We start from the raw sequence: 23,923 nt of genomic DNA on the forward strand, positions 1-23,923 counted from the left end.
ATTGAGTTCGAGAAAGACGGGAATCCCATGGGCCAGGACCACATTCGCTACGACATTCTGGCGCAGGACGCGCTTCGCGGCGTCATCCGCAAAGTGCTGACCGAGGTTGCGGCCACCGGCCACCTGCCTGGCGAGCACCATTTCTTCATCACCTTCCTGACCGGGGCGCCGGGTGTTCGCATCTCGCAGCACCTGAAATCCAAGTATCCCGAGCAGATGACCATCGTCGTCCAGCACCAGTTCTGGGAACTCAAGGTCTCCGATATCGGCTTCGAGATCGGCCTTTCCTTCTCCGATACGCCGGAGCGGCTCGTCATTCCATTCAATGCCATTCGCGGCTTCTACGACCCCTCGGTCAACTTCGAACTCGAGTTCGACGTGGCCGCGGCCGAGGAGGAAGAACTCGAATCGGCGGAGATCACCGCCTACCCCGTGCCTGAAACCGACGGCGAAGTGCCGCCCAAGGACGCGGACAAATCCAGCGAAGCCAAGAATGGCGGCGGCTCGGTCGTTTCGCTCGATTCCTTCCGCAAGAAAAACTGAGGCAGCTGAAAGGGCGCGGCATGAGTGGTGACGTCGTCAATCTACGCCAATTCCGCAAGCGCAATGCCCGCGCCGAAAAAGAGAAGCAGGCCGAACAGAACCGTATTTCGTTCGGCCGCACCAAAGCCGAGAAATCGCTGACCGACGCCTTGAACGCGAAAGCGGCAAAAGCCCTCGACCAGGGGCGCCGCGAGCCCACAGCCGATCGACCCGATGAGGCCGAGGACTGAAGCACAGGACGCGTAAACGGCTGCGTCTTCTTCAAATCATCGTCGAAACAGATTGTGCGGAACGTCTCACGCCTGAATGCGTTGCTAGAGCATCAAAGCCGGCGCTTGGTTCGGCAAAAGTGATTCTGCGTCAAGGACTTGCAGCAGCGTCCCGAATCAAACCGCCAACGACTTGAATCAATTTGCGAGCTCCGGCGATGATCCGAAAACACTCCGCCACCCTGCACGGACACCGCACCAGTTTTTCGCTGGAGGACCCGTTCTGGCTTGAGCTGAAGACGATCGCGGCCGCCCGCGCCATGCCGATCGCGCAATTGATCGTCGAGATCGACGACGCGCGCAGCAGTGACAGCAACCTCTCCTCGGCACTTCGGGTCTACGTTCTCGACTGGATCAAGTCGAACGTGCCGCGCTCAGCGGCCGGCGACACGTGACGGCTCGTCGGCATGGTTTGCGAAACTGTCCGTCAGGGCGTCGGCGAGGCCGGCGCGCAGCTGGGTCGCCATAGCCCTGATCCCGCCCGGCAGCCGTGAAAACTCGATGAGACACACCCGGTTGCGCCCCGTGTTCTTGGCGAGGTAGAGCTGATCGTCCGCGATCTTGAAAATGTCCTCGTACTGCACCGGATAGGTAAACAGCGCCACGCCGATGCTGACCGTCACGGGATCGGCATCCGGTGCAATCGCCTGCCCGTGCTCAGCCACCGCCAGACGAATGCGCTCGGCCATCGCCCCGACCGTTGCGGGATGGGCATGGTGAATGAAGACGCCGAATTCCTCGCCGCCGAGACGGCCGATCAGGCCGCCATCGCCCACAGCCAGGCGGACCGCGGTCGCTATCGCCACCAACGCATCATCACCGGCGAGATGGCCATGGCGATCGTTGATGCGCTTGAAGTGGTCGGCGTCCAGCACCATCAGCGCCGACGTCGTGGGAAAAGGCTTGAGATCCTGTTCGGCAACGAACGCCGTGACATCCGACGTGAACGCAGCCCTGTTGAGACAGCCGGTCAGGCCGTCATAGCGGCTCGCCAGCGTCAGCAGATCGTTGGCGCATGCAAGCTGCTGAAGCTTGATGCCGATGAAGGCGAAAAGCGGGATGGCCAGAAGCAGCGGAATGAACAGGGCAAGGCGCATCGACGTCGCCATCACCTCCGCCCCGAACGGGGCGATGTAGTGATAGGTGATGAGAACCGCAACGGCAGTGCAACCAACCGCACCCGAGAATGTCCAGTTGATGATCCAGATGATCGCGCGGCGATCAAGGCCCTGTTTCAGTGACGTCATGCCACCCCCCGTTGCAAACCGCACTGTGATGCCGGGAAGCTAACGAGCGATCAAACATTCCATTAGAATTTTAGGGGTCACGTACTTCTTGGCTGGCAAAACAGGCGCGCGCAACCGAATCAGGCCGGCATCGGGACTGAACGCAGGGCCTGGCCGGATCAAGGTCACGCCCATCCGGAGGAAATGCTCAGTCTCTACCCGTCAAAACATAGACTTTTGATTGCAACTGGGGCCCACTTCTTGCCCTCTGTGTGCCTTGAGCAACAGGTCGCGCAATTCCGCATGCGCCGACACCGGATCTGACGCAAATTCACTTGTTTAGAACACCCTAATTTCAAACAATTCAACGGCTGCCAGCGGCCGCGGCCTCTGGCGCTCGTGAGTTCTGAGAGGGAGAACACCATGCAGCTCTATGCCCGGATCGGTTTGGCCACGTGCTTGACCCTATCGTCGGCCACGATTGCCAGCGCAGCCGACATCGCACCACTCCTTGCACCGACGGCGCAGCCGCAGGAGACGAAGAGCGGATGGAAGTTCACCATCGCACCCTACTTCTGGGTTGCGGGCCTGACGGGCGATGTCGGCCAGTTCGGCCTACCACCCGTGCACGTCGATGCCAGCTTCAGCGACATCTGGGACAAGCTCGATTTTGCCTTCATGGCGATGGGCGAGGCGCGCAATGGCCCCTACAGCATCTTCGGCGACGTCATCTACACGAAGCTATCGGCCAGCGGCAGCACGCCGAACGGTATCCTCGCCAATAGCGTGGATGTGGACTCGACGTCTTTCTCCGCGCTGCTGGGCGTCGGCTATGCCATTTACGAAGACCAGTCGGCCAATCTCGACATCGTCGGCGGACTGAGGGTCTGGTCGGTCGACACCACGCTTTCGTTCTCTGGCGGCCTGCTGGATGGTGTCAGCCGGGATGATGGCGCCACCTGGGTCGATGCGGTCGCCGGCCTGCGCGGCACCTATAACTTCACGCCCGAGTTTTATCTGACTGGTTGGGGGCTGGTCGGCGGCGGCGGTGCGGATCTCGACTGGGATGCAGCACTCGGCCTGGGTTACCGGTTCAGCGATACGATTTCCGCTGTCGCCGGCTATCGCGCCCTTGGCGTCGACTACAGCCACGACGGTTTCGAGTACGACACCGTGCAGCACGGACCGATCCTGGGGGTCGCCATCCGCTTCTGATCCGACGCGCCTCCGGCGGTCTCAGACGAGCGATCGACGGGACTGCCAGCTTGCTGCAGCATTTCTCCTCAAATCGCACCCGATCTGAGGTGGTGTCCGGTCGTCCGAATGTCTACTGCATATTCCTTGAATCGGAATCGATTTAAGCGAAGAATTATGCAGCAGATCTAAAGCGTTGAAACGTGCTTGGCGTCACGTACGATGCGCGCCGATGTAAAATTTGAACGCAGCCTTGGCGGCCTTGTTAGATGAACAAGGCCGTTATAGCACGCTGAATTGCCGGCTGTTTTGTCCGCAAACGGAATAGGATTCCTTGAAGCGCGCCGTCGAGGACCGATGCGCAAGCCTCGCCCTCCCAAGCCTCTCCTCGCCGGAAAACGCGATCCGGCAGGTCCAGCAGGTTTCGATGCTCGAAACCGGGTATCAATGCCTATTGCACCGTGACACCGGGCAGAACGTCGAAATTCAGCCCCTGCCCGTTAGATTTCTGTTGGTCTTCGACCGTTCCCGGCGGCACCTGCGACGGGGCGCCCAGTTGCTGTTGCTGCTGGCGTTCACGCTCGACGCGCGCGGCTTCTTCCGCTGCCTTGCGCGCGGCCTCTTCCGCCGCCTTTCGTTCCGCCTCCGCGCGGGCCGCCAGATCCGCCTTCACCCGTTCCGCCTCAACTGCTGCCGCCGCACGCCGCCGCTCTTCGGCAACCGCCCGCAGGCGCTCGACTTCACGCTGCTGCGCCTTTGCCTTGTAAAGCTGCACCTCGCGACGCAGCCGTTGCTTCTCAAGCACGTTGGCCTGCAGCGTCTCGACACGTCGGCGCTCGCGCTCAAACGCCCGAAGCGACAGGAAATTCGAGAGATCGGCAACATCGAGGTTCACGCCCGGGGACGAAAGCAGGCCGGCATAACTCAGCCGCACCCGCGGCTCGGCCCCCGCCAGCGCCTCGTCGCCCGGCCGGAAGGTCATGTCAATGTTCGCGTCGAGACGCGCAGCCGCCAGATCCAGCGATGCTTCACCGGCAAAGGCTGCGTTGCCGTCGGCAGCCGTGACGTTCTGCGCCCTGAGCACGCCACCGGCAATGCTGAAGGGGACCTTGACCACACCGACGACCGACTGGCCGGAAAACACGGCCGCCTCAGCTGCCTGGCGGATTGCATCGGGCGAAATCTCCGTCTTCATGGCGTCGGCAGTTGCCATCAGTTGCGGCAGCACCGCGCTGTTGATGCCGTTGAGGGTCACGCCATTGAAGGTAGCAGTGCCCGAACCGCTTGCCGAATGGGCCATGGCTTGCGCGTTCGCGCCCGATGCCTCGAGCGCAACCGAGAGGTCGAAGGTGCCGGTGGCGACCGGGGCGCCCGCACGCATCCACCCAGCCTGCGCCAGATCCCCGCCCTTGACGTCGAGCCGCGAGCGCAGGAAGCCGGAGCCATTGGCATTGCCGAGCTGCAACCGGCCTTCGAGCTTGCCGCCGAGCCAGTCGCCAGTCGCATCGGTGAAAGCGATCTCATCGCCCTTCCACTCCAGCTTTCCGGCAAAATTGCCGATGGCGCCGTAGAACCCCGGCCAGAAGTTGGCGGCCTGCACATCGAGCGCCACGTTGAAACCGGTCCAGGCGGCTTGCGCCACTGATGTTTTCGACAGCGCTCCGCTCGACATGTCCTGAACGTGGCCAAGGATGCCCTCGGCCAGCCAGGCGAGATCGAGCGTGGCAACGCTGATCTGGCCGTCGGCCTTGCCCGGCACCTTGCGGTCGATCGTCAGCGCGCCCGCAAAGCCGTTGTTGTCGGCCTTGCCTTCGACGGTCGTGAAGGCGATCGCCTCCGGTGTCGTCGCCACGTCGGCCGACACCGAAATCGGCAGGCCGGTGCCCGTCTGCGGCAATGCGATGCCCTGCTGCAGCAGGTAGGGCTCGAGGTCTTCGGTCTGGAGTGTCAGTTTGGCCTGACCCTCGAGGAAATGGTCTCGCGAGAGATCGAAACTGCCCTTGGCGGCAAGCGACGTCTTCTCGGTGGTAAAGGTCACCGTGCCATTGGCGTTGGAGCCATCGGTGCTCTGCAGCTTGATGGAGAGGATGCCGTTGGCGTCGGCATCGAAAGGCAGCGGGTCGAACCCGGCCTGGCCGAGCAGCAGCAGCGTCTGCGGGTTTTCGAGCGTCGCTTCGAGCAGCATGCCCTTGCCGGCAAGGGCCTGCGCCATGTCGGGCGCCTGATAGCTTGCGGCAATCTTGGTGCCGTTGGCGGTGCCGAAAATGCCGAAGGTCGCAGGCGCATTGCCTTCCTTGTTGCCGGCCGTCAGCGTCACGTCGAAGGCGGCGTCCGTATAGAAGGGTCCGGCCCTGGTCAGGCGGCGAAGGGCGGGATGATCGACGGCGTGCCGGCCGATCATGTCCAGGAACGGTGTCAGGTCCTTGGCCGCCAGCTTCATCTTGGCGGAAATTACCGGCTTTTCGAGATCGCCGCTGGCGCGACCGGAAAAGGCGAGCTGGGCGCCGGCAAGCGAGCCGATCGCCACGCGCTCGGCCTGAAGCTGGCCATTCTTGAATGTCACCACCGCCTGGACGTCGCGCGCCTCCTCGCCGAAAGCGGAGAACTCGTCGGCGGAAAGGTCGGCCGCAATCGCATGCTGCATCAGGGTGGAAGCCGAGGCATCGCCGGCAACCAGCCCCGCCAGCGCCTGCAGCGCTTCGAGGTCGATGCGATTGCCGTTCAGCTGCAGCGACAGGTTCGGCTGCTGCTCGGCGAAGGACTGACGCTGGAGCCGCCCCTTGAGGCTGGCCTCGCCGGCGGCCACTTCGAGGTTTTCGAACTGCTGCAGCGTATCGGTCAGGTTGACCGTGGCCGAAAAGCCCGCGGTCTTCAGCTTGCGGATCGCCGGGTCGACGGAACCCGCCAACCAACTCGCCAGGCCCGAAGGCTGGTTGGACGCGAGAAGCAGGTCGCCACGGAACGAGCGCTGGCCCTTGAGGTTGAGCCGCCCCTTGGCCTCCAGCTGAGTGCGCCCGGGCAGAAGGGCGACGACATTGTCGATCACCCAGCCGGCACCATCCGGCTGCACGTCGATGCGCACGTCGCGCACGGTCGTATCGCCGATGACGATCGCCGGCAGTTTCAGGCTGGCCCGTCCCGGCACCTGCGGAATGGGGATATCGGCGGCAATCGCCAGCATCGCCTCCAGCCGCTGGCGCATGGAGATCGCCGGGTCGCGCCCGGTCTTGCCGTTGCTGCCGGAATTGCCGATGCGGCTGACGTCGATCTGCTGGCCGTCGGCGATCAGCAGGAACTTCTGGTCCTTGCCGGTATCGAGCGTCGCCTCGCCGGTCACCACATATGGATCATCAGCAGGGCCGACCTCGAAGCGGTATTCCGGCACGCGGATGCTTTCGTTGGTCAGCTGGAAATCACCGTTGATGCGCAGCGGCGCATGGCCGTCCGCATCCTTTGCCTCGCCCTGCGGGCGGTTTTCAGTCAGCGTGAAGCGACCGCCGTAAACAGGCTTGAAGTCGACGATCTTCAGGGCGCCGTCGAGTTCGACGCCGAAGGGACGCTTGTCCGGCGTCACGCGCGCCTTCAGGCTGAGCGCACCCGTCTCGTCCACCTCATTGCTGGAAAAGGCAAAACTGCCGGCCTCGCCATCAAGCGCAGCCCGCCCCTCCACCTTCCAGGGGCCAGCCAGGGTGCGGGCGGAAAGATCGGCGGAAAGGTCAGTGACGCGTCGGGTGCGGCCGGTTTGCTCATCGATGAATTCGATCTCGCCGTGGGTGATCTCGACATTTTCGAGCACCACCGTCTTGGCCGGGATTGCCGTGCGCGTGCCGCGCGCCCAGTCGAGCGTGCCGTCCGGGAGAAGCCTGACCTTGGCCTTCGGCCGGTCGAGGCGCATGTCGAAGATCAGTGCTTCGCCGCTCAGGAACGGCGCCAGCTCCGCGCTCATCGAGAATTGCGCGACCTGGATCAGCGGCTCGCCCTTGTCGCTGCCGCCGACGCGCACATCGTTGAGCGTCACCGTCGGGAACGGGATCAGCCTCGCATCCACACTGCCGTGGACGACGACGGGCTTGCCCATGATGCGGCTTGCCTCGCGCTCGAATTCCTTGCGGAAACCGGTCCAGTCGATGAACCACGGGGCGATCAGCGCCGCAAAAAGCGCAACGACCACAAGACCGCCGATGGCAACCAGAATTCGCGAAAGCACCGTGCCTACATTCCCATCAAGTTCTCGGGCGCCCGTCGGCGCCGTCTGCGTCCATATGAACGCCAAAGGGACGTCTTCGTCCATTACATTTGGACGTCTTCGTCCTTATCCATTGCGTCGGCGTTGCCTGCCGCCCCACAGGGCGGCTGCAGCACCGCTCTCCCCTCGCCCGACCATTCGCGTCAAGCGAAGATCTTGCCGGGGTTGAAGATACCCTGCGGATCGAGGGAACGCTTGACCTGCCGCATCAGATCCAGCGCATCGCCAAGTTCAGCTTCGAGAAACGGCATCTTGCCCTGGCCGATGCCGTGTTCGCCAGTGCAGGTCCCGTCCATCGACAGCGCCCGCGCATTCAGCCGTTCGACGAAAGCCTCTGCCCGCGCCACGTCGGCGGCATCCTTGTCGTCGAACAGCAGCCCGACGTGGAAATTCCCGTCGCCGGCATGCCCGACGATCGGGGCCGTCAGGCCGTGTGCTGCGATATCCTCATGGGTTGCCGCAACGCAATCGGCAAGCCGCGAGATCGGCACGCACACATCGGTGGATAGAATGGCAGCACCCGGGATCAGGCTCTTCTGGGCCCAGTAGGCATTATGCCGCGCCTTCCACAGCCGTGCCCGTTCCTCCGGATTGGTCGTCCAGATGAAACCGCTGGAGCCGAAGTCGGCCGCAATTTCGTCGAAGTGTCGCGACTGCATTTCCACACTTTCGCTGTTGCCGTGGAATTCGACGAACAGCGTCGGCGTCTGCTCATAGGAAAGGCCGGAATAGTTGTTGCAGGCCTTCATCTGCAGCGCGTCCAGGAGCTCGATGCGCGCAACCGGAATGCCGGACTGGATCGTCAGGATCACCGCATTGCAGGCATCGGCAATCGTCGGGAACGGGCAGACGCCGCCGGAGATGACTTCGGGAATGCCCTGGAGCCGGAGCGTGATCGAGGTGATGATACCGAGCGTGCCCTCGGCACCGACGAAGAGGCGCGTCAGGTCGTAGCCCGCCGACGACTTGCGCGCCCGATGCGCCGTGCGCACCTCGCGCCCATCCGCCGTCACCACCGTCAGCGCCAACACATTGTCCTTCATGGTGCCGTAGCGCACCGCATTGGTGCCGGACGCGCGCGTCGAGGCCATGCCGCCGATCGAGGCATTGGCGCCGGGATCGATCGGGAAGAACAGGCCGGTGTCGCGCAGATAGGTGTTGAGTTCCTCGCGGGTGATGCCGGGCTCGACACGGCAGTCCAGATCTTCCGCGTTGACTTCGAACACGCGGTTCATGCGCATCATGTCGACGGAGATGCCGCCGTTCGGCGCGTTGACATGGCCCTCGAGCGACGAGCCGGTCCCGAACGGAATGAGCGGCACGGTGTTGGCAGCGGCGATCGCGACGATCTCGCGCACCTCGTCGGCACTTTCGGGGAAGACGACGCCATCGGGAAGCTGCGCCGGGATATAGGTGGTGGTGTGGGCATGCTGGGCACGGATCGCTTCGCCCGTCTGGAACCGGTCGCCGAATCGGGCGGCAAGCTGCGCCTTTGCGGTATCGATCCCGGTTTCGTTTCTCGAGCCAGCTCTGATCGCCTTCAATGCCACGGAAAACGTCCCTTCTTCATGCCATCCGCACCGCCCCGTTCCGACATTGGGGAAGCGCTTTCATTTCAAGGCGCTACTGTGCAAATCGGAATCACTTTGTCCAGACGTTGACGCAGTCTCTGGCAGACTATCGCGTGAAAACGCCGGCGGTGAGACCTGAGTGTCACAAAGCTTTCGTCTTGTGACGGAAAACGCCGATCAAAACGCCCTGCCGGGATCGACCCTGGAGTTGGAACCTTTGCCGTCGATGTTGCGCCGACGACACCGGCCTGTCACAAGATCCTGACAAGACGACGCTCGCCGCGTCTTCCGCGGACAGATGGAATCGACGAGAAGACGCCGGTCGTTTGGCGACCCTTGGGGCAAGAGGAAAAGGTCACATGCTCGGACTACTCGCGTTGCTTACCTCAGCCGTATTCTTCGGCGCCGCCATCTACATCAACGTGGCTGAACAGCCCGCAAGGCTTTGCCTCGACAATAGGACAGCTCTTGCACAATGGGTGCCGGCCTACCGTCGCGGTTTCCAGATGCAAGCCTCGCTCGCGATCCTCTCGGGCCTGCTTGGTCTTGCCGCCTGGTGGCAGAGCGGCAATGCGCTCTGGGGTTTCGGGGCAGCGGTCATTCTCCTGAACTGGCCCTTTACGATTCTCCGGATCATGCCGATCAACCGGCGTCTGGAGGCAACGCGACCGGAAGAGGTGAACGAGGAAACCCGCGGGCTTCTCGTTCACTGGGGCAGGCTTCACGCCGTCAGGAGCGCGTTCGGCGCCATCGCCACGGTGATCTTCCTCGTCGCCGTCTGGCTGGAGCTTCGGGGCTAGCGCATCCCGCTTTCAAGCGGAACCACGGCAGGCCGACAAGCTGCTCCATAGCCGAAGGGTTGATGCAGCCTTGACCCGGCAGCGCCGCGCGCACCGGCGCTACTTCACTTCCAGCGCGGCGGCGGCCTCCATTTCCTCGTGCAGCTTGCGCTCCTCGTCCGCATGCGGCTTGGTGAGCCCGGCAATGACGAGATAGGCAACCGGCGTCAGATAAAGCGTTACGACCACGGCAAGGCCGAGACCGCCGACCAGCACCCAGCCAAGCGCGATGCGTGCTTCCGCACCCGCGCCGCTTGCCATCACCAGCGGCACCGCGCCGACGATGGTGGCGATCATCGTCATCATGACAGGACGAAGCCGAATGTTGGCGGCGTTCTCGATCGCGGTGCGCACATCCTGGCCGCGATCACGCAGCTGGTTGGCGAATTCGACGATCAGGATTCCGTTTTTCGCCATGATGCCGACCAGCATCACCAGGCCGATCTGGCTGTAGATGTTGAGCGTATTGCCCGTCAAAATCATCGCAAAGACCGCGCAGGCAAGCCCCAGCGGTACCGTCGCCATGATGATCAGGCCGCTGACGAAGCTTTCGAACTGTGCGGCCAGCACCAGGAAGATGATGACGAGCGCAAAGCCGAAGGTGACGATGAGGCCGTTGGCATTCTCGTTGAGGGTCGCGGCTTCCGCGAGCGGCATGATGCGCGAGCCCGGCGGCAGCAGCGGCTCGGCCATCTGCTCAACCATGGTCAGGGCTTCGCCGAGCGCCAGATCGGATTTGAGCCCGGCCGACAGCGACACGGCGCGCAGCTGCGATTCCCGCGACAGCTGTGGCGCCACGGCCGTTTCCTCGACGCTGGCAATGGTCGACATCGGCACGATCTTGCCGTCGCCGGCCTTCAGGAAGATGTTCTGCAGGTCGGTCGGGTCATTGACGGGATTGGTCGAGGACAGCAGCTTGACCGGGTAAGATTCGCCATCGACGAAGACGTCGACGACGCTGTTGCCGTCGAGCATCGCCTGCAGCGCCCAGGCGAGACCACCGATATCGACACCCATGTCGGATGCGCGCTCGCGGTCGATGGTGATCGAAAGCTGCGCCTGGTTGGCCTCATAGTTCAGCCGCACATTCTCGAAGCGTCCGCTGTCTTCCATCTGGCGCACGAGCTTGGCCGCGGCATCGCCGAGCTTGGTGTAGTCGTTGCCGACCAGCGCCACCTGCAGGCCGCTGCCGGCACCGCGAATGCCCAGGCTGTTGGGCTGCATCGCAAACACCCGCACCGAGGGGATGCGTGCCGTCACCTTGTTGATCTCGGAGACGATCTGCTGCTGGCTGCGCTCGCGCTTGTCCCAAGGGGCAAGCGTCAGCACCATGAAGCCGCTGTTGGCCGAGCCGCCCTGGCCGGAAATCGAGAAGATGTTGTCGATCTCGCCGGATTTGACCAGCGGCTGCAGCCCGTCCTCGATCCGGCGCATCTGCGCCTGCGCGTATTCGAGCGACACGCCCTGCGGCGCGTTGATGCGCATCATCACCTGCGAGCGGTCCTCGCTCGGCGTCAGCTCCGATTTCAGCGTCATGAAGCCGATGCCGCCCATCGCCGTGAAGAAGGCGGCAACGACGAAGACGATCACAGGCGCATTGAGGCAGCCGCGCAGCGTGACGCGATAGAATTCGGATGCGCGCGCGCCGAACCGGCGCATCGGCCCGGGCTTGGAATGGTTCTCCTGCGTCAGCATGCGCGATGCCAGCATCGGGCAGAGCGTCAGCGACACGAAGGACGAAAGCAGGATCGAGAAGGCAAGCACGAAGCCGAACTCGCGGAAAAGACCGCCGGTCTGTCCCGGCAGGAACGACAGCGGAATGAACACGGCCGCAAGCGTCGCGGTGGTCGCCAGAACCGCGAAGAACACTTCGAGCGTGCCATGCACGGCAGCGGCCCGCGGCCCAAGCCCTTCGGCCCGTCGTCGCACGATGTTTTCCAGAACGACGATCGCGTCGTCGACCACGAGCCCGGTCGCAAGCACAATGGCGAGCAGCGTCAGGATGTTGATCGAGAACCCGGCCATGTAGATCGCCGCCACGGTGCCGATCAGCGCGATCGGCATGGTGATGGTCGGGATCAGCGTCGCCCGCCAGTCGAGCAGGAACATGTAAATGACGAGCGTGACGATGAAGATCGCCACGCCGAGTGCGATCTCCACCTCGTGGATGGCGCCATTGATGAAGACCGCGTCGTCGCTGGTGATCCGGAGCTGCGTGCCCTCGGGAAGGATCTGCGTCTGGATGGTCTCGACGACCTTGCGCACGCCCTCGGAAATATCGACGGTGTTGGATTGCGCCTGGCGGATGATGCCGAGGCCGATGCCCTGGCGACCGTTCGAGCGCAGCGCCGTCGTGCCTGAATCCGGCCCGAGCGTCACCGTGCCGATGTCGCGCAGCCGGACATTGTTGACGAGGATCAGGTTTTCAAACTGCTCCGGCGTCTGCAGGTCGGCGGTCGCGCGCACGGAAATGTCCTGGCTGGCGCTGGTCAGCTTGCCGGCCGGCACGTCGTAGGAGGCGTTTGCAAGCGCGGTCCTGAGGTTTGCGACCGTCACCCCGCGCCCGGCGAGCTTCGCCTGGTCGAGGTCGATGCGGAAGATCTTTTCCTGGTCGCCGTAGATGGCGACGTCGGCGACCCCCTCGACGGCGGCGAGCCGATCGCTGATCTCGTTTTCGACCAGCAGCGTCATGTCTTCCATCGACATGGTGTCCGAGGTCAGCGCCAGACGCATAATCGGCTGGCTGTCGGCATCCGCCTTGACGATGCTCGGCTCGTCGACATCCTCCGGCAGCTGGTTGCGTACGCGACCGAGCGCGTCGCGAATATCGTTGGCCGCCTGGCCGATATCAGTCGTGTCGGAGAATTGCAGCGTCACCCGGCTGCGGCCGAAGTTGGATGTGGAGGAAATGTCTTTGATGCCCTGGACGCGCGAGACAGCGCCCTCGACCACCGAGGTCACTTCGCGGTCCATGGTTTCGGGGGCAGCGCCGTCGAGCGTCGTCGTCACCGATATCACCGGCTGGTCGACCTGCGGCAGCTCACGGATCTCGATGCCGTTCCAGGCCGCAAGGCCGGCAACGACGATCAGCGTATTGACCACGAGCGCGAAGATCGGCCTGCGGATGAAAAGCGCTGTAAAACCGGTCTTGCCGGCCTCGCGCGCGGTCTGGTGGCCGGGTTCCCTGGCGCCGCTCACTTCACGTCCTCCGCGACCTTCTGCGCGGCATCGCGGCGTTCACGCCCGGCAATGCGAACCTCGCCGCCGTCGCGCAACCGCTGCACGCCTTCGGTGACGACTTCATCGCCTTCGCTCAAGGCCGCATCGACCAGCACCTTGTCCGGGTTGCGCTGGATGATCTTGACCGGAACACGCTCGCTCTTGTCGGCGCTCACGCGCCAGACATAGGAACCGTCGGAGCTCCACTGGATGGCGAGCGGATCGACGGTCGGATAGGTGTCGCCGTCAAACGCCATGGTCACGGAGAAGGACATGCCGGCCCGCAGCGTGTCGTCAGGATTTTCGAGCCGCGCCCGCACCCGCAATGTGCGGCTCGCCTGATCCAGCCGGTTGTCGATGGCGTGGATGACGCCGTCGAGCTGGCTGCCCGGCTGGGCGATCGCTTGGGCCGTCACCGGCTGGCCGACGACAATCTTGTTGGCAAAGCGCTCCGGCACCCAGAAATCGACGAGGATTTCCGAGCGGTCGTCGACCACGGCGATCGGTGTCGTCGTGGTGACGTAGTCGCCGACATTGACGGTGATGATGCCGACGACGCCCTTCGACGGCGCGACGATATCGCGGCGCTTGAGGTCGAGCTCGGCGGTCTTGAGTGCCAGTTCGGCGGTCTGCATGGCGATTTCGGCATCGCGCACTTCGACGGCCGTCACCGCGCGCGCAGTGCTGAGGTTGCGATAACGCTCCACCTTTTCCTTTGCGCTGTCGCGTGTCAGCCGCGCCTGATCGGCGGCGATCTTCTGGTCGTCACTGTCGAGCTTGGCGATCACCTGGCCCTCAGCCACCCTGTCGCCGGAACGCACGAGAATCTCGGTGAGGTTGCCGGTGGCCGTTGGCGTCACGGTGACGGAGTGGATAGCCTCGCCATTGCCGATGGCGTTCAGCCGATCGTTGACAACGGCCGTTGCCGATGGACGCACCATGACGAGAACGGCGTCGTTGCCGCCCTGCCTGCGCGCACCGCCACCCTGGCCGCCCTCGCCGCCCGCACCGCCGTCCTGCTTGGAGAGAGCATCGATCAACGGGTGCGAAACACCGATCGCCGCCAGCGTTTCACCTGCCCCGGGCACGAACCGCACCCAGACGCCGGCACCCACCAAAAGCACAACGGCGCTGATCGCCAGCTGTTTCCAAACCCGCATTCATGTCTCCAAATACACAAAACGCGCTCCTGCGCGGCAGGCGCCGGCGGAACGTTCCGATTTGCCCCAAGTATCGTTGTTCGGACCTTTGGGGGCAACGACGGAATGCCATCATTACGCAATTGTAATAAAAGCGAATTTGTTGGCGGCATGATGTCATCGGGATCATCCTCGCGCCGGCCGACCGATATCGGCGCCATTCCCTAGAAAAACAGTAGACAATCACCGTTTACAGTCACGCCGACTGAGGTATCCTGCAACCGCCGGCAGCCATTGCCATCAGGTTTCGACCGGTTCTTGAGAGGGGAAAATACATGTGCGATGCGTGCGTCATGGAATCCGTAAAGCAGAAGATGCTGTCCCGCCGCAGCTTCTTTAAGGCCGCAGCCGTCGGGACGGCCGGGATCGCGGCCGCAAGTGCGGGCATCGCCCCGCCGGCGCTGGCCCAGGGACATACTGGCGTTACCGACCTCACTCACGAACTCTACGAGGAGTTCCCGACCTTCTTCGGCCAGCAGCAGTTCTTCCGCGAGGAAAAGTTCAACTACGCCAAGGACAAGTTCAACATGTTCGAGCTCAGGGTGAACGAGCACACCGGCACCCATGTCGACGCGCCGCTGCATTTCTCCGCCGATGGCCTGTCGGTGGCCGAGCTGCCGGTCGAAAAACTGGTCGTGCCGCTCGCGGTCATCGACATCCGCCAGAAGGCTTCGGCCGATGCCGACGCGCAGGTCACCCCGGACGATATCAAGGCTTGGGTCGCCGCCAATGGCGACATTCCGGAAAACGCCTGCATCGCCATGCTCTCCGGCTGGAGCGCCCATCTCGGCACCGACAAGTTCCGCAACGTCGATGCAAACGGCAAGCTGCACTTCCCCGGTTTCCATGTCGAAGCAGCGAAGTATCTGCTGGAAGAGACCAAGGCCGCCGGCATCGCCGTCGACACGCTGTCGCTCGACCACGGCCCCTCGCCCGATTTCGCCACGCACTATGCCTGGCTGCCCGAAGGCCGCTGGGGGCTGGAGGCAGCCGCCAATCTCGACAAGGTGCCGGCAAAGGGCGCAACCCTGGTGCTCGGCGCGCCGAAGCACCGCGGCGGCACCGGCGGCCCGGCGCGCGTGTTCGCACTGGTCTGATCCTTTTCCTACCGATCCGGCGACCCGCGTCGCCGGACGACCCACTTGGAGACGTCATGAGCACCATCACCCCACCCGCCAACCCGGAAGCCGATCCGCGCGTCAAAGCCGTGTTCGACGACATCCGCGCCACGCGCAAGTCGGACTTCATCAACAATATGTGGCTGTGGCTCGCCTTCGATCCGGATCTGCTGGAGCAGACCTGGCGCGACGTGAAGACGGTGATGGCAACACCTTCGGCCCTCGATCCGCTGGTCAAGGAAATGCTCTACATCGCCGTTTCCGTCAGCAATGGCTGCGGCTACTGCGCCCATTCCCACACGGCGGCAGCGCGAGCCAAGGGCATGACAGATGCCGAACATGCCGATCTCCTGCGCGTGATCTCGCTTGCCGCCAGAACCAACCAGCTGGCCACCGCCTTGCAGGTGCCGGTGGACGCCGCCTTCGACAGGACTTCCTGACGGCAGTCGGTGAGAATAAGCGGCTTCGAAATCGCCTGTCTTTCCACAGGCTTGGTGCGGCTGGTGCAGAAAACGGAATAAAAGAAGAACATCCTTTCTGGCCTTTCGCCTCCGAATCACTACATTGAGCCGCATGATGAGTGGTTTCGACGACATTCCCTTCTTCGACGAAGAGCCGGCCCCGCGCAAACAGCAGCCGCCGGCGACGGGCGGCATTGCCGCACGCGCCATGGCGGCGCGCGACCGGCAGCAGCGCCCGGACTATCTCTCCGGCCTCAACCCGGAGCAGGCCGAAGCGGTGGAATCGCTCGATGGCCCGGTGCTTGTTCTCGCAGGCGCCGGCACCGGCAAGACCCGTGTGCTCACCACCCGCATCGCCCATATTCTCTCCACCGGCCGCGCCTTCCCCTCGCAGATCCTGTCGGTGACCTTCACCAACAAGGCCGCGCGCGAGATGAAGGAGCGCATCGGCGTGCTCGTCGGCCATGCGGTCGAGGGCATGCCCTGGCTCGGCACCTTCCACTCGATCGGCGTCAAGCTTCTGCGCCGCCACGCCGAGCTCGTCGGCCTGCGCTCCGATTTCACCATTCTAGACACCGACGACGTCATCAGGTTGATCAAGCAGATCATCCAGGCCGAGGGTCTCGACGATAAGCGCTGGCCGGCCAAGCAGTTCGCCGGCATGATCGACGGCTGGAAGAACAAGGGGCTCGACCCGGCGCAGATCCCCGAGGGCGATGCCCGCGCCTTTGCCAACGGCAAGGGTCGCGAGCTTTACGCCGCCTACCAGAACCGCCTGCGCACCCTGAACGCCTGCGACTTCGGCGACCTGCTGCTGCACCCGATCCGCATGTTCCGCAGCAATCCGGATGTGCTGAAGGAATATCACGACAAGTTCCGCTACATCCTCGTCGACGAGTATCAGGACACCAACACCGCACAGTACATGTGGCTGCGTCTCCTGGCGCAGCGCCCCAAGGGCGTACCGCAGAACGTCTGCTGCGTCGGCGACGACGACCAGTCGATCTACGGCTGGCGCGGCGCGGAAGTGGACAACATCCTGCGCTTCGAGAAGGATTTCCCCGGCGCCAAGGTGATCAAGCTCGAGCGCAATTACCGCTCGACCGAGCATATTCTCGGCGCCGCCGCCCATCTGATCGCCCATAACGAGGGGCGGCTCGGCAAGACGCTGTTCACCGAACGCACCGACCCGGATGACGAGAAGGTACAGGTTCACGCCGCCTGGGACTCCGAAGAGGAAGCCCGTGCCGTCGGCGAGGAAATCGAGCAGCTGCAGCGCAAGAGCCACAAGCTCAACGACATGGCGATCCTGGTGCGCGCCTCGTTCCAGATGCGCGAGTTCGAAGACCGCTTCGTCACGCTCGGCCTCAACTACCGCGTCATCGGCGGTCCGCGCTTCTACGAGCGGCTTGAGATCCGCGATGCCATGGCCTATTTCCGGCTCGTCTGCCAGCCGGCCGACGATCTCGCCTTCGAGCGCATCGTCAACACGCCGAAGCGCGGCCTTGGCGACACCACCATTCGCACCCTGCACGACTATGCCCGCGCCCGCGACATCCCGATGCTGGCGGCTGCCACCGACATCATCGAGACCGACGAGCTGAAGCCGAAGGCCCGCAAGGGGCTGTTCGACGTCGTCGCCGATTTCCGCCGCTGGCAGGGCCTGCTCGAAACCACTGTGCATACCGAACTTGCCGAGCAGATCCTCGACGAGAGCGGCTACACCGCGATGTGGCAGAACGACAAATCGGCGGAAGCGCCGGGGCGGCTTGAAAACCTGAAGGAACTCATCCGCTCGATGGAAGCCTTCGAGAGCCTTCGCGGCTTCCTCGAACACGTCTCGTTGGTAATGGACGCCGAGCAGAACGAAAACCTCGATGCCGTCTCGATCATGACGCTGCACTCGGCCAAGGGGCTGGAGTTCGACACGGTGTTCCTGCCCGGCTGGGAGGAAGGCTTGTTTCCGCACCAGCGCGCGCTGGACGAGGGCGGGCGCTCCGGCCTCGAGGAGGAACGACGCCTCGCCTATGTCGGCATCACCCGGGCAAAACACCGCTGCCACATCTGGTTCGTCTCCAACCGCCGCATCCACGGCCTGTGGCAATCCACCCTGCCCTCGCGCTTCCTCGACGAGCTGCCGATCACCCATGTCGATGTCGCCGAGAGCGAGCAATCCTATGGCGGTTACGGCCGCGGCGGCTACGGCCAGTCGCGCTTCGACAAGGCCGATCCGTTCCAGAACACCTACTCCACCCCCGGCTGGAAGCGCGCCCAGCAGAACCGCTCGGACGCAACGCGCGACAACTGGGGCTCACGCTCCGGCCACGCCGTCGAGCGCATCGGCTACGGCGAAAGCGGCCCACGCAGCCGCACCATCGACGGCGAACTGGTGGCGAAATCCACCAGCACCGAGCCCTCGCGCTTCACCGTCGGCGACCGCGTCTTCCACATGAAGTTCGGCAATGGCAACATTTCCGCGATCGAGGGCAACAAGCTGACGATCGACTTCGACAAGGCCGGGCAAAAGCGCGTGCTGGATGGGTTTGTCGAGAAGGTGTGAGCGAAACTACGCCGCCAGAGTCGAGCATCAGATGAATGTAGTTGGCAAAGGGATGATTTAGTTTGCCGAAACTGATGTGAGTTCACCCAGCCGAAACCAAGCCTCTCAACGAACATGATTGACACCGCCCGCACCGTCGAAGTCAAAAAATCCTGGCCCCAATTGATAGGAATCCTCGCCCTCGCCGCAGTCCTGTCGGCGGTGTCCGTGTACGTTGTATTGAATTGGAGTGCTGAAACAGGTTCTGGTCGCATGTTGTTGGCCGGGTATCTCGGCTCGATAGTTTGGACTGCCGCATTCCTGGGTGTCCTCATCCTCTACGTTCCGATGAGACGCAACGTTATCGTGTTGTCCCCTCAGGGCCTTAGCGATGCTCGTCTAGCTCCGAGCATGATCCCCTGGTCTGCAATTACCGGTCTCAACCCGATCGAGTATCACAAACAAAAAATGATTGTGTTGACACTCGATCCGAACGCGATCGGCGGCCTGCATAAGAAAATTGGCGCAAAGTCTCGTCGAAGTGGCATGTTTGGAGCACCCAAAGGACTTATTGTGATCTCGCGCGGCCTTGCCATTACTTTTGCCGAGCTGCAGTCACTGGTCCTGGCCTATCATCGCGACCATGGTCCAAAAGCCTGATTTCAGAAGCAGCCTGCGGGCTCAGGCGCGTTCATCAAAGAGCGTAACGGTCGAAGGCGACAGCACAACTGCCACCGCCTACAGATGCTCGACGTGCAGACGCCCACCCCAGCGGTCGTTGAGGTATTCGCAGACGAGCGTGCGGTGGCAGCGGTGCGGTTTGTCCTCGGCGCAGAGCAGGCAGGCGCCTCTCAGCGCCTCAGGCTTCACCTGCTGCTCGATCTTGCGCTCAGCCATCAGGTCCAGGAAATCTCGCGAAAAAGTCTTCCAGTCGCCCTTGTCGGTCTTGTAGGCCTTCATGATCGCCTCGGTCGGCGCGAAAAGCGGCTGGTGCACATAGTCGATGCCGCCGATCCGCTTCAGGAAGAAGGCAAGATCAGCGGCCTTGGCAAAGCCGGCGAGCTGCGAGGTGTTGTGCAGCCTGACATCGACGATCGTCTTGACGCCGGCCTTCTGCAGCCGATCGAAGAAATCTTCGGCCGACGATTTCGTGAAGCCGATCGTCGAAACCTGCACGTTGCCCATGGCGCTCCCCCTGTCCGCGACCCCAGCCCGGCTGAAGCCTAGACCAGCTTGCGGTAGACGAGAAAGCCCGACTTCTCAGCCACCTTGTCATAAAGCTTCATCGCCGTCTCGTTGGTCTCGTGCGTCTGCCAATAGACGCGCGCCGCGCCAGCCTTTCGTGCAGCCTCGTAGACGCCTTCGATCAGCGCCGCGCCGACGCCCTTGCCCCGCGCCTCGGCGCTGGTGAAGAGATCCTGGAGATAGCAGTTCGGCCCGATGGCCGTCGTGCTGCGGTGGAAGAGGTAATGCGTCAACCCGACGAGCCGCCCTTCACTTGTCGCCACCAGCGCATGCACCGGCTCATAGCCATCGAAGAAGCGCGACCAGGTCATCGCGGTAATCGCCGGGTCCAGAGCCGTTGCGCCGGAGCGGCCATAAAAGGCGTTGTAGCCATCCCATAGCGGCAGCCATTGCTCGTAATCATCACGGGCAAGCGGGCGGATGCGAAGTGCGTCGGTCATATCGGTTCCTGTTTTTTGGCGGCACATGGGTCTTTGCCCGACAGCATCTGCGAATTGTCGGCGCAACGCATCGTTGAGACTGACTTTTCCCCCGAAAATTGAAACCATTAAGGCATGTCGCGCAAAAGTGTACCGCGGCTTGGCGATAACGACATGCGCAAAAACAAGAACTTAAAGCGCGCCAGGCGAAACTGAAAGATCGCGACGCGCTTTAGCCGCGAGTGATGTTGTTGCGAACCGCCTGTCCCGACGATCAAGCGGCACGTCGCCGCCTCAAGCGCCCTCGCCTTCGCCGTGCCTCGCCTTGCGCAGCAAGGCCATGACTTCGGCATCCGAGGTCTGCTCGAAGTCGCGATAGTGCAGGCCGACGGCGCGGAAGAAAGCGGGTGTCGAAAGGCAGACGATCCCCTCGACCAACGGGCGCAGGCTTGCGATCGCGCTCGCTGACGCGACCGGAACCGCCACGAGCAGGCTGCGCACACCGGCGCGGCGCAGCGCCTGGATCGCCGCGCGGATCGTGCCGCCTGTGGCGATCCCATCATCGACGAGCACCACGTTGCGCCCCTTTGGCGACAGTGGCTCGCGGTCGCCGAGATAGAGCACCCGCCGCCGTGCGATTTCGGCACGTTGCCGCTCGGCTTCGGCGGCGATGTAGCCGCTTGCCGGCCTGACCAGGCGCACCGCCTCGGGGTTCAGAACCAGCTCCGCCTCCTCGCCGTCGACCAGCGCGCCTAGGCCGAACTCCTGGTGTCCGGGCGCGCCGATCTTGCGCACGATCAGCACTTCGAGCGGCGCGTTGAGGTGCCTGGCGATCTCGAAGGCAACCGGCACGCCGCCACGCGGCAACGCCATCACCATGGGAGCCGGCGGGGCCACGGCCGCCACCGCCGGCGCCAACCGGCGACCGGCATCAGCCCTGTCTTCGAAGAACACCGGTCCCGTGAACATGTCGCCTCTCCCGGCCGGCAGAAGGCCGCTTGAACCGCCCGGCGCAGGGTCGTGGCCGGCAAAACGCCCCACCGTCTGCCAGTTGTCACACGGCGTCGGTGGACAACCGTACCAATCACGGCAATCGCTAAAATTGCAGCGAATTTCGCCGGATTTCGTTAAGGCGCCAAAGCTACCAATTGAGCCTGCATATTTGACTTTGCCGCAAGCCGCCTTCCTCGATTTTAGCACGACAGGCCGTTTCGAAATGAGCTTTCTTCCTGCCTTATCGATCATCTCCCTGCTGGTGATGCTGCCGGTGCTGCTGTCGCTGCGCAAAGCCTCGACGCCGGGGGCTGCGGAGTTCGCTTCGGGCTGTGTGGCGACGGCTGTGGCCATGGCGCTGGTGATGGTATCCGGGCTTCCTTCGCTCCGGCCGCTGGCACTGGTCGGCCATGCATGTCTTGCCGTCGCCTGTCTTTTCGTGCTCGCCGGCTTCCGGGCGTTCTTCGCGCTGCCCAACTGGTGGCCGGCAATCCTGTCGCTCGGCACAAGCTTGGCTGCCACCCTATCGGTTCTGACCGTGTCGGGGCCGCAGAGTTTCGCGGCTCGGGCGCTCATTGCACTCGGTATCGCTGCCGCCGTGTTCGTGATCGCCTCCATCTCCGTCCTGAGACTGCGGACCGCCAGCGACGCGACGGCACGCCAAGCGATCGTCATCGGCAGCGCGGTTGCCGGTGTGACGCTTCTGCATATCGCTGCATATTTGCCGGCTGCCACCGTCGAGCAGACAGGCCCGGTCACGGAGGTTGCCTGGAATTTCGCGCTGGCGGCCATGTGGCTGCTCTACATGCCGATCCTGTATCTCGGCGTCATCCTGATGGCGCATGATCGCGTCATCGCCGATCTCAAGACCACGATCGCCCGCGACGAGCTGACGGGAGCGCTGTCGCGGCGCGCCTTCATCGATCTCGGCGAGCGCCTGCTCGCATCGTGCATCGCCCGTACCCGCCCGGCCGCGTTCCTGCTGCTCGACCTCGATTATTTCAAGCAGATCAACGACCGTTACGGCCATGCCGCCGGCGATGCGGCGCTTGGTCACTTCGCCGGTATCGTCGCCGCCTGCCTTGCCGGGCGCGGCACGTTCGGGCGCATCGGCGGAGAGGAATTCGGCATCGTCCTGTCCGATCATACCGAAGGCGAAGCCTTTCTGCTGGCCGAGGAGATCGGGCGCACGGTACGCGAGACGCCGGTCGGCCGCTTTGGCCAACCGATCCGATTAACGGTCAGCATCGGCGTTGCCAGTGCAGGCACCGGCGACACCATGACCGACGTGATGGTCCGGGCCGACATGGCACTCTACGCTTCCAAGGCCGACGGTCGCGACCGCTGCACCATCGCAGGCCGGCTGCAGCCGGATGCGAGCGCCCGCGTGCTGGCCGCGGCCGCGGCGCAGCTTCGTGCCGCCGAAGACTATTCGCTCACGCCGCAGTTGCTGCGCGATACCGGCTGATGAGAGCCAGCGCGACCAATCGGCCTTGCGCTTTCCGCCTTGCATCGCCCTTCTTGCATTGAGAGCGTCAGAACCTATGTGAACGGTGCAATCCACCGGAGGAAATCCATGTCCCGTTCGTTCCGCATCTCGATGCTTGCCGGCCTTGCCGCCCTCGTGACTTCACTCGCTCCCGCCCACGCCGAAACCGTCGGCGAAGTCGGGGTCGACTGGCTCGGCAACGACATCATCGTCGACGCGGTCAGCGACCCCAAGGTCAAGGGCGTCACCTGCCACGTCACCTATTTCGATCGCGGCGTGATCGATCGGCTGAAGAACGGCAACTGGTTCGAAGACCCTTCCAACAACTCGATCGCCTGCCGGCAGACAGGCCCGATCGAGATCGGCGACATCGAGTTGTCAAAGGAAGGCGAGGAAGTCTTCCGCTCCGGCCTGTCGCTGATCTGGAAAGACCTGCTCGTCACCCGGATCTACGACCGGAAGAACGACACGCTGATCTATCTCGCCCACTCGCGCGAACTGACCGACGGCTCGGCCAAGATGTCGATCACGACGATCCCGCTCTACGGACAGACCGTCAATTGGCAGGAAGGCAAGCCTGCGCCCTGATCGCGCGTCCCGCCGACTATCCTTCAGACGAGATAGGTTGAAAAAGAGCCCCCCGAAACCACGTTCCGGGGGGCTTTGTCACTGGCCGGTCCCCACAACCGGCCGGAATCTTCAATGTTCAGTAGGAGGAAGGAGGGACGATACCCTGATAGTATTCGCCGTCGCCACCTTGATAGCTTTCAAAACTCGGCTGCTGGTAGATGACACGCGGCGGAGCGGTTCTGTAGATGCTGCCGGTCGACATGCGGTCAACGGATCCGTTGTCATACATCATTCTCGGCTGCGCCGTCGTCGTGCGCGGCTTGATGGCATGGGCGTCGATACCCTGGTAGTAGCTGTCGGCAAATGCCGGAGCTGCGATGCCGGCGACCGCCGTCGAAAGAACCAGTACAGCAAGTGAGTTTCTCAGAGACGTTTTCATGACATAACTCCTATGTCGTTGTCCTTGCACGACCCGGCCTCCGTTCGGGTACGCGCAGGAACGTACCATACACCCACTTGTTCCGCTGATGTAGTTGACGTTTCGCTCACATAATCTCGTGCAACCGTGATGGACATTACGCAACTGTAACTTGACCGGACGGGTCGCCAAACGCGGGCGGAGCGGGTCAGGATGGCAAGCATATGAAAGAGTAGAATTTTTCGCAGCCGGAACGGCGCGCGGACGCGGGGCGACACGACCGATGTCGCCGGCATGATCGGCTATCGGCAGGGAAACTGCTCGCCGTCCTCGAAGGTTCCCGGAAAAATAAAATGAAAACGGCC

20 protein-coding genes are annotated in these 23,923 nt (G+C 63.2%); 11 read left to right on the forward strand and 9 right to left on the reverse strand.

Going from position 1 to position 23,923, the window contains the following annotated elements:
* Positions 1-27: 27 nt before the first annotated feature.
* The 3 genes from HT585_RS09945 (at position 28) to HT585_RS09955 (ending at position 1,207) form a co-directional block, all read left to right on the forward strand.
* Positions 28-543 (forward strand): SspB family protein, encoded by a 516-nt coding sequence (locus HT585_RS09945; protein ID WP_176352744.1) that lies wholly within the window; start codon positions 28-30, stop codon positions 541-543.
* Positions 544-563: 20 nt separating this feature from the next.
* Positions 564-773, forward strand: a complete 210-nt coding sequence (locus tag HT585_RS09950; protein WP_176352745.1) for a DUF4169 family protein — start codon at positions 564-566, stop codon at positions 771-773.
* A gap of 197 nt (positions 774-970) precedes the next feature.
* Entirely contained in the window at positions 971-1,207 is a 237-nt protein-coding gene (locus HT585_RS09955; RefSeq protein WP_176352746.1) for a ribbon-helix-helix domain-containing protein, read from the forward strand.
* Here the strand turns inward: HT585_RS09955 and HT585_RS09960 are convergent.
* Positions 1,187-2,059, reverse strand: coding sequence for a GGDEF domain-containing protein (locus tag HT585_RS09960; RefSeq protein WP_176352747.1), 873 nt, complete (start codon positions 2,057-2,059; stop codon positions 1,187-1,189). The two genes, HT585_RS09955 and HT585_RS09960, sit on opposite strands and share 21 nt — an antisense overlap.
* 402 nt (positions 2,060-2,461) lie before the next feature.
* Between HT585_RS09960 and HT585_RS09965 the strand changes: the two genes are divergently transcribed.
* Positions 2,462-3,253, forward strand: a complete 792-nt coding sequence (locus HT585_RS09965; RefSeq protein WP_176352748.1) for a hypothetical protein — start codon at positions 2,462-2,464, stop codon at positions 3,251-3,253.
* Between the two features lie 430 nt (positions 3,254-3,683).
* Here HT585_RS09965 and HT585_RS09970 read toward each other — a convergent pair whose 3' ends face one another.
* Together HT585_RS09970 and HT585_RS09975 are read right to left on the reverse strand one after the other, a co-directional pair.
* A complete protein-coding gene (locus tag HT585_RS09970; protein WP_343213954.1) occupies positions 3,684-7,439 on the reverse strand; it encodes an AsmA family protein in 3,756 nt (1,251 codons plus the stop codon).
* Between the two features lie 182 nt (positions 7,440-7,621).
* Complete coding sequence (locus HT585_RS09975; protein WP_176352750.1) at positions 7,622-9,028, reverse strand: FAD-linked oxidase C-terminal domain-containing protein; 1,407 nt, start codon at positions 9,026-9,028, stop codon at positions 7,622-7,624.
* Between the two features lie 380 nt (positions 9,029-9,408).
* On the opposite strand from HT585_RS09975, the gene HT585_RS09980 reads away from it, so the two are divergent.
* Positions 9,409-9,849: an anthrone oxygenase family protein gene (locus tag HT585_RS09980; protein ID WP_176352751.1), complete on the forward strand. Its 441-nt coding sequence runs from the start codon at positions 9,409-9,411 to the stop codon at positions 9,847-9,849.
* Positions 9,850-9,948: 99 nt separating this feature from the next.
* On the opposite strand, the gene HT585_RS09985 is transcribed toward HT585_RS09980, so the two are convergent.
* Positions 9,949-13,086: an efflux RND transporter permease subunit gene (locus HT585_RS09985; RefSeq protein ID WP_176352752.1), complete on the reverse strand. Its 3,138-nt coding sequence runs from the start codon at positions 13,084-13,086 to the stop codon at positions 9,949-9,951.
* Complete coding sequence (locus HT585_RS09990) at positions 13,083-14,267, reverse strand: efflux RND transporter periplasmic adaptor subunit (RefSeq protein ID WP_176352753.1); 1,185 nt, start codon at positions 14,265-14,267, stop codon at positions 13,083-13,085. The genes HT585_RS09985 and HT585_RS09990 overlap by 4 nt, the downstream gene beginning before the upstream one ends.
* 314 nt (positions 14,268-14,581) lie before the next feature.
* Here HT585_RS09990 and HT585_RS09995 point away from each other — a divergent pair, with 314 nt between their 5' ends.
* The 4 genes from HT585_RS09995 to HT585_RS10010 all read left to right on the forward strand — a co-directional run bounded on the left by HT585_RS09995 (position 14,582) and on the right by HT585_RS10010 (position 19,084).
* Positions 14,582-15,403 carry a cyclase family protein gene (locus tag HT585_RS09995; RefSeq protein ID WP_176352754.1) on the forward strand — a complete coding sequence of 274 codons (822 nt, stop codon included), beginning with the start codon at positions 14,582-14,584 and terminating at the stop codon, positions 15,401-15,403.
* 56 nt (positions 15,404-15,459) lie between these two features.
* Positions 15,460-15,864 carry a carboxymuconolactone decarboxylase family protein gene (locus HT585_RS10000; RefSeq protein ID WP_176352755.1) on the forward strand — a complete coding sequence of 135 codons (405 nt, stop codon included), beginning with the start codon at positions 15,460-15,462 and terminating at the stop codon, positions 15,862-15,864.
* 133 nt (positions 15,865-15,997) lie between these two features.
* A complete protein-coding gene (locus HT585_RS10005) occupies positions 15,998-18,445 on the forward strand; it encodes an ATP-dependent helicase (protein ID WP_176353263.1) in 2,448 nt (815 codons plus the stop codon).
* 114 nt (positions 18,446-18,559) lie between these two features.
* Entirely contained in the window at positions 18,560-19,084 is a 525-nt protein-coding gene (locus HT585_RS10010; RefSeq protein ID WP_176352756.1) for an STM3941 family protein, read from the forward strand.
* 78 nt (positions 19,085-19,162) lie between these two features.
* Here HT585_RS10010 and HT585_RS10015 read toward each other — a convergent pair whose 3' ends face one another.
* The 3 genes from HT585_RS10015 to HT585_RS10025 form a co-directional block, all read right to left on the reverse strand.
* Positions 19,163-19,609, reverse strand: a complete 447-nt coding sequence (locus HT585_RS10015) for a DUF488 domain-containing protein (RefSeq protein ID WP_176352757.1) — start codon at positions 19,607-19,609, stop codon at positions 19,163-19,165.
* A gap of 38 nt (positions 19,610-19,647) precedes the next feature.
* Positions 19,648-20,109 (reverse strand): GNAT family N-acetyltransferase, encoded by a 462-nt coding sequence (locus tag HT585_RS10020; protein ID WP_176352758.1) that lies wholly within the window; start codon positions 20,107-20,109, stop codon positions 19,648-19,650.
* Positions 20,110-20,382: 273 nt separating this feature from the next.
* On the reverse strand, positions 20,383-21,057 hold the full coding sequence (locus HT585_RS10025) for a phosphoribosyltransferase (protein WP_176352759.1): 675 nt from the start codon (positions 21,055-21,057) through the stop codon (positions 20,383-20,385).
* A 247-nt stretch (positions 21,058-21,304) separates the two neighbouring features.
* Here HT585_RS10025 and HT585_RS10030 point away from each other — a divergent pair, with 247 nt between their 5' ends.
* Positions 21,305-22,549 (forward strand): GGDEF domain-containing protein, encoded by a 1,245-nt coding sequence (locus HT585_RS10030; RefSeq protein ID WP_176352760.1) that lies wholly within the window; start codon positions 21,305-21,307, stop codon positions 22,547-22,549.
* A gap of 132 nt (positions 22,550-22,681) precedes the next feature.
* Positions 22,682-23,158, forward strand: a complete 477-nt coding sequence (locus tag HT585_RS10035; protein WP_425513735.1) for a CreA family protein — start codon at positions 22,682-22,684, stop codon at positions 23,156-23,158.
* 118 nt (positions 23,159-23,276) lie between these two features.
* Here HT585_RS10035 and HT585_RS10040 read toward each other — a convergent pair whose 3' ends face one another.
* On the reverse strand, positions 23,277-23,579 hold the full coding sequence (locus tag HT585_RS10040; protein WP_176352762.1) for a hypothetical protein: 303 nt from the start codon (positions 23,577-23,579) through the stop codon (positions 23,277-23,279).
* Positions 23,580-23,923: the final 344 nt, after the last annotated feature.

The sequence above is a fragment of the Ensifer oleiphilus genome (genome assembly GCF_013371465.1).
GTDB lineage: Bacteria > Pseudomonadota > Alphaproteobacteria > Rhizobiales > Rhizobiaceae > Ensifer > Ensifer oleiphilus.

What these genes read in the sequence shown, in the direction of transcription:
- HT585_RS09945 (WP_176352744.1), top strand. Translation starts at nt 28, where the DNA reads ATGGGCCAGGACCACATTCGCTACGACATTCTGGCGCAGGACGCGCTT.
- HT585_RS10015 (WP_176352757.1), bottom strand. Translation starts at nt 19,609, where the DNA reads ATGGGCAACGTGCAGGTTTCGACGATCGGCTTCACGAAATCGTCGGCC.
- HT585_RS09960 (WP_176352747.1), bottom strand. Translation starts at nt 2,059, where the DNA reads ATGACGTCACTGAAACAGGGCCTTGATCGCCGCGCGATCATCTGGATC.
- HT585_RS09980 (WP_176352751.1), top strand. Translation starts at nt 9,409, where the DNA reads ATGCTCGGACTACTCGCGTTGCTTACCTCAGCCGTATTCTTCGGCGCC.
- HT585_RS10005 (WP_176353263.1), top strand. Translation starts at nt 15,998, where the DNA reads ATGATGAGTGGTTTCGACGACATTCCCTTCTTCGACGAAGAGCCGGCC.
- HT585_RS10000 (WP_176352755.1), top strand. Translation starts at nt 15,460, where the DNA reads ATGAGCACCATCACCCCACCCGCCAACCCGGAAGCCGATCCGCGCGTC.
- HT585_RS09965 (WP_176352748.1), top strand. Translation starts at nt 2,462, where the DNA reads ATGCAGCTCTATGCCCGGATCGGTTTGGCCACGTGCTTGACCCTATCG.
- HT585_RS09955 (WP_176352746.1), top strand. Translation starts at nt 971, where the DNA reads ATGATCCGAAAACACTCCGCCACCCTGCACGGACACCGCACCAGTTTT.
- HT585_RS10010 (WP_176352756.1), top strand. Translation starts at nt 18,560, where the DNA reads ATGATTGACACCGCCCGCACCGTCGAAGTCAAAAAATCCTGGCCCCAA.
- HT585_RS09995 (WP_176352754.1), top strand. Translation starts at nt 14,582, where the DNA reads ATGTGCGATGCGTGCGTCATGGAATCCGTAAAGCAGAAGATGCTGTCC.
- HT585_RS10030 (WP_176352760.1), top strand. Translation starts at nt 21,305, where the DNA reads ATGAGCTTTCTTCCTGCCTTATCGATCATCTCCCTGCTGGTGATGCTG.
- HT585_RS10025 (WP_176352759.1), bottom strand. Translation starts at nt 21,057, where the DNA reads ATGTTCACGGGACCGGTGTTCTTCGAAGACAGGGCTGATGCCGGTCGC.
- HT585_RS10020 (WP_176352758.1), bottom strand. Translation starts at nt 20,109, where the DNA reads ATGACCGACGCACTTCGCATCCGCCCGCTTGCCCGTGATGATTACGAG.
- HT585_RS10035 (WP_425513735.1), top strand. Translation starts at nt 22,682, where the DNA reads ATGCTTGCCGGCCTTGCCGCCCTCGTGACTTCACTCGCTCCCGCCCAC.
- HT585_RS10040 (WP_176352762.1), bottom strand. Translation starts at nt 23,579, where the DNA reads ATGAAAACGTCTCTGAGAAACTCACTTGCTGTACTGGTTCTTTCGACG.
- HT585_RS09990 (WP_176352753.1), bottom strand. Translation starts at nt 14,267, where the DNA reads ATGCGGGTTTGGAAACAGCTGGCGATCAGCGCCGTTGTGCTTTTGGTG.
- HT585_RS09950 (WP_176352745.1), top strand. Translation starts at nt 564, where the DNA reads ATGAGTGGTGACGTCGTCAATCTACGCCAATTCCGCAAGCGCAATGCC.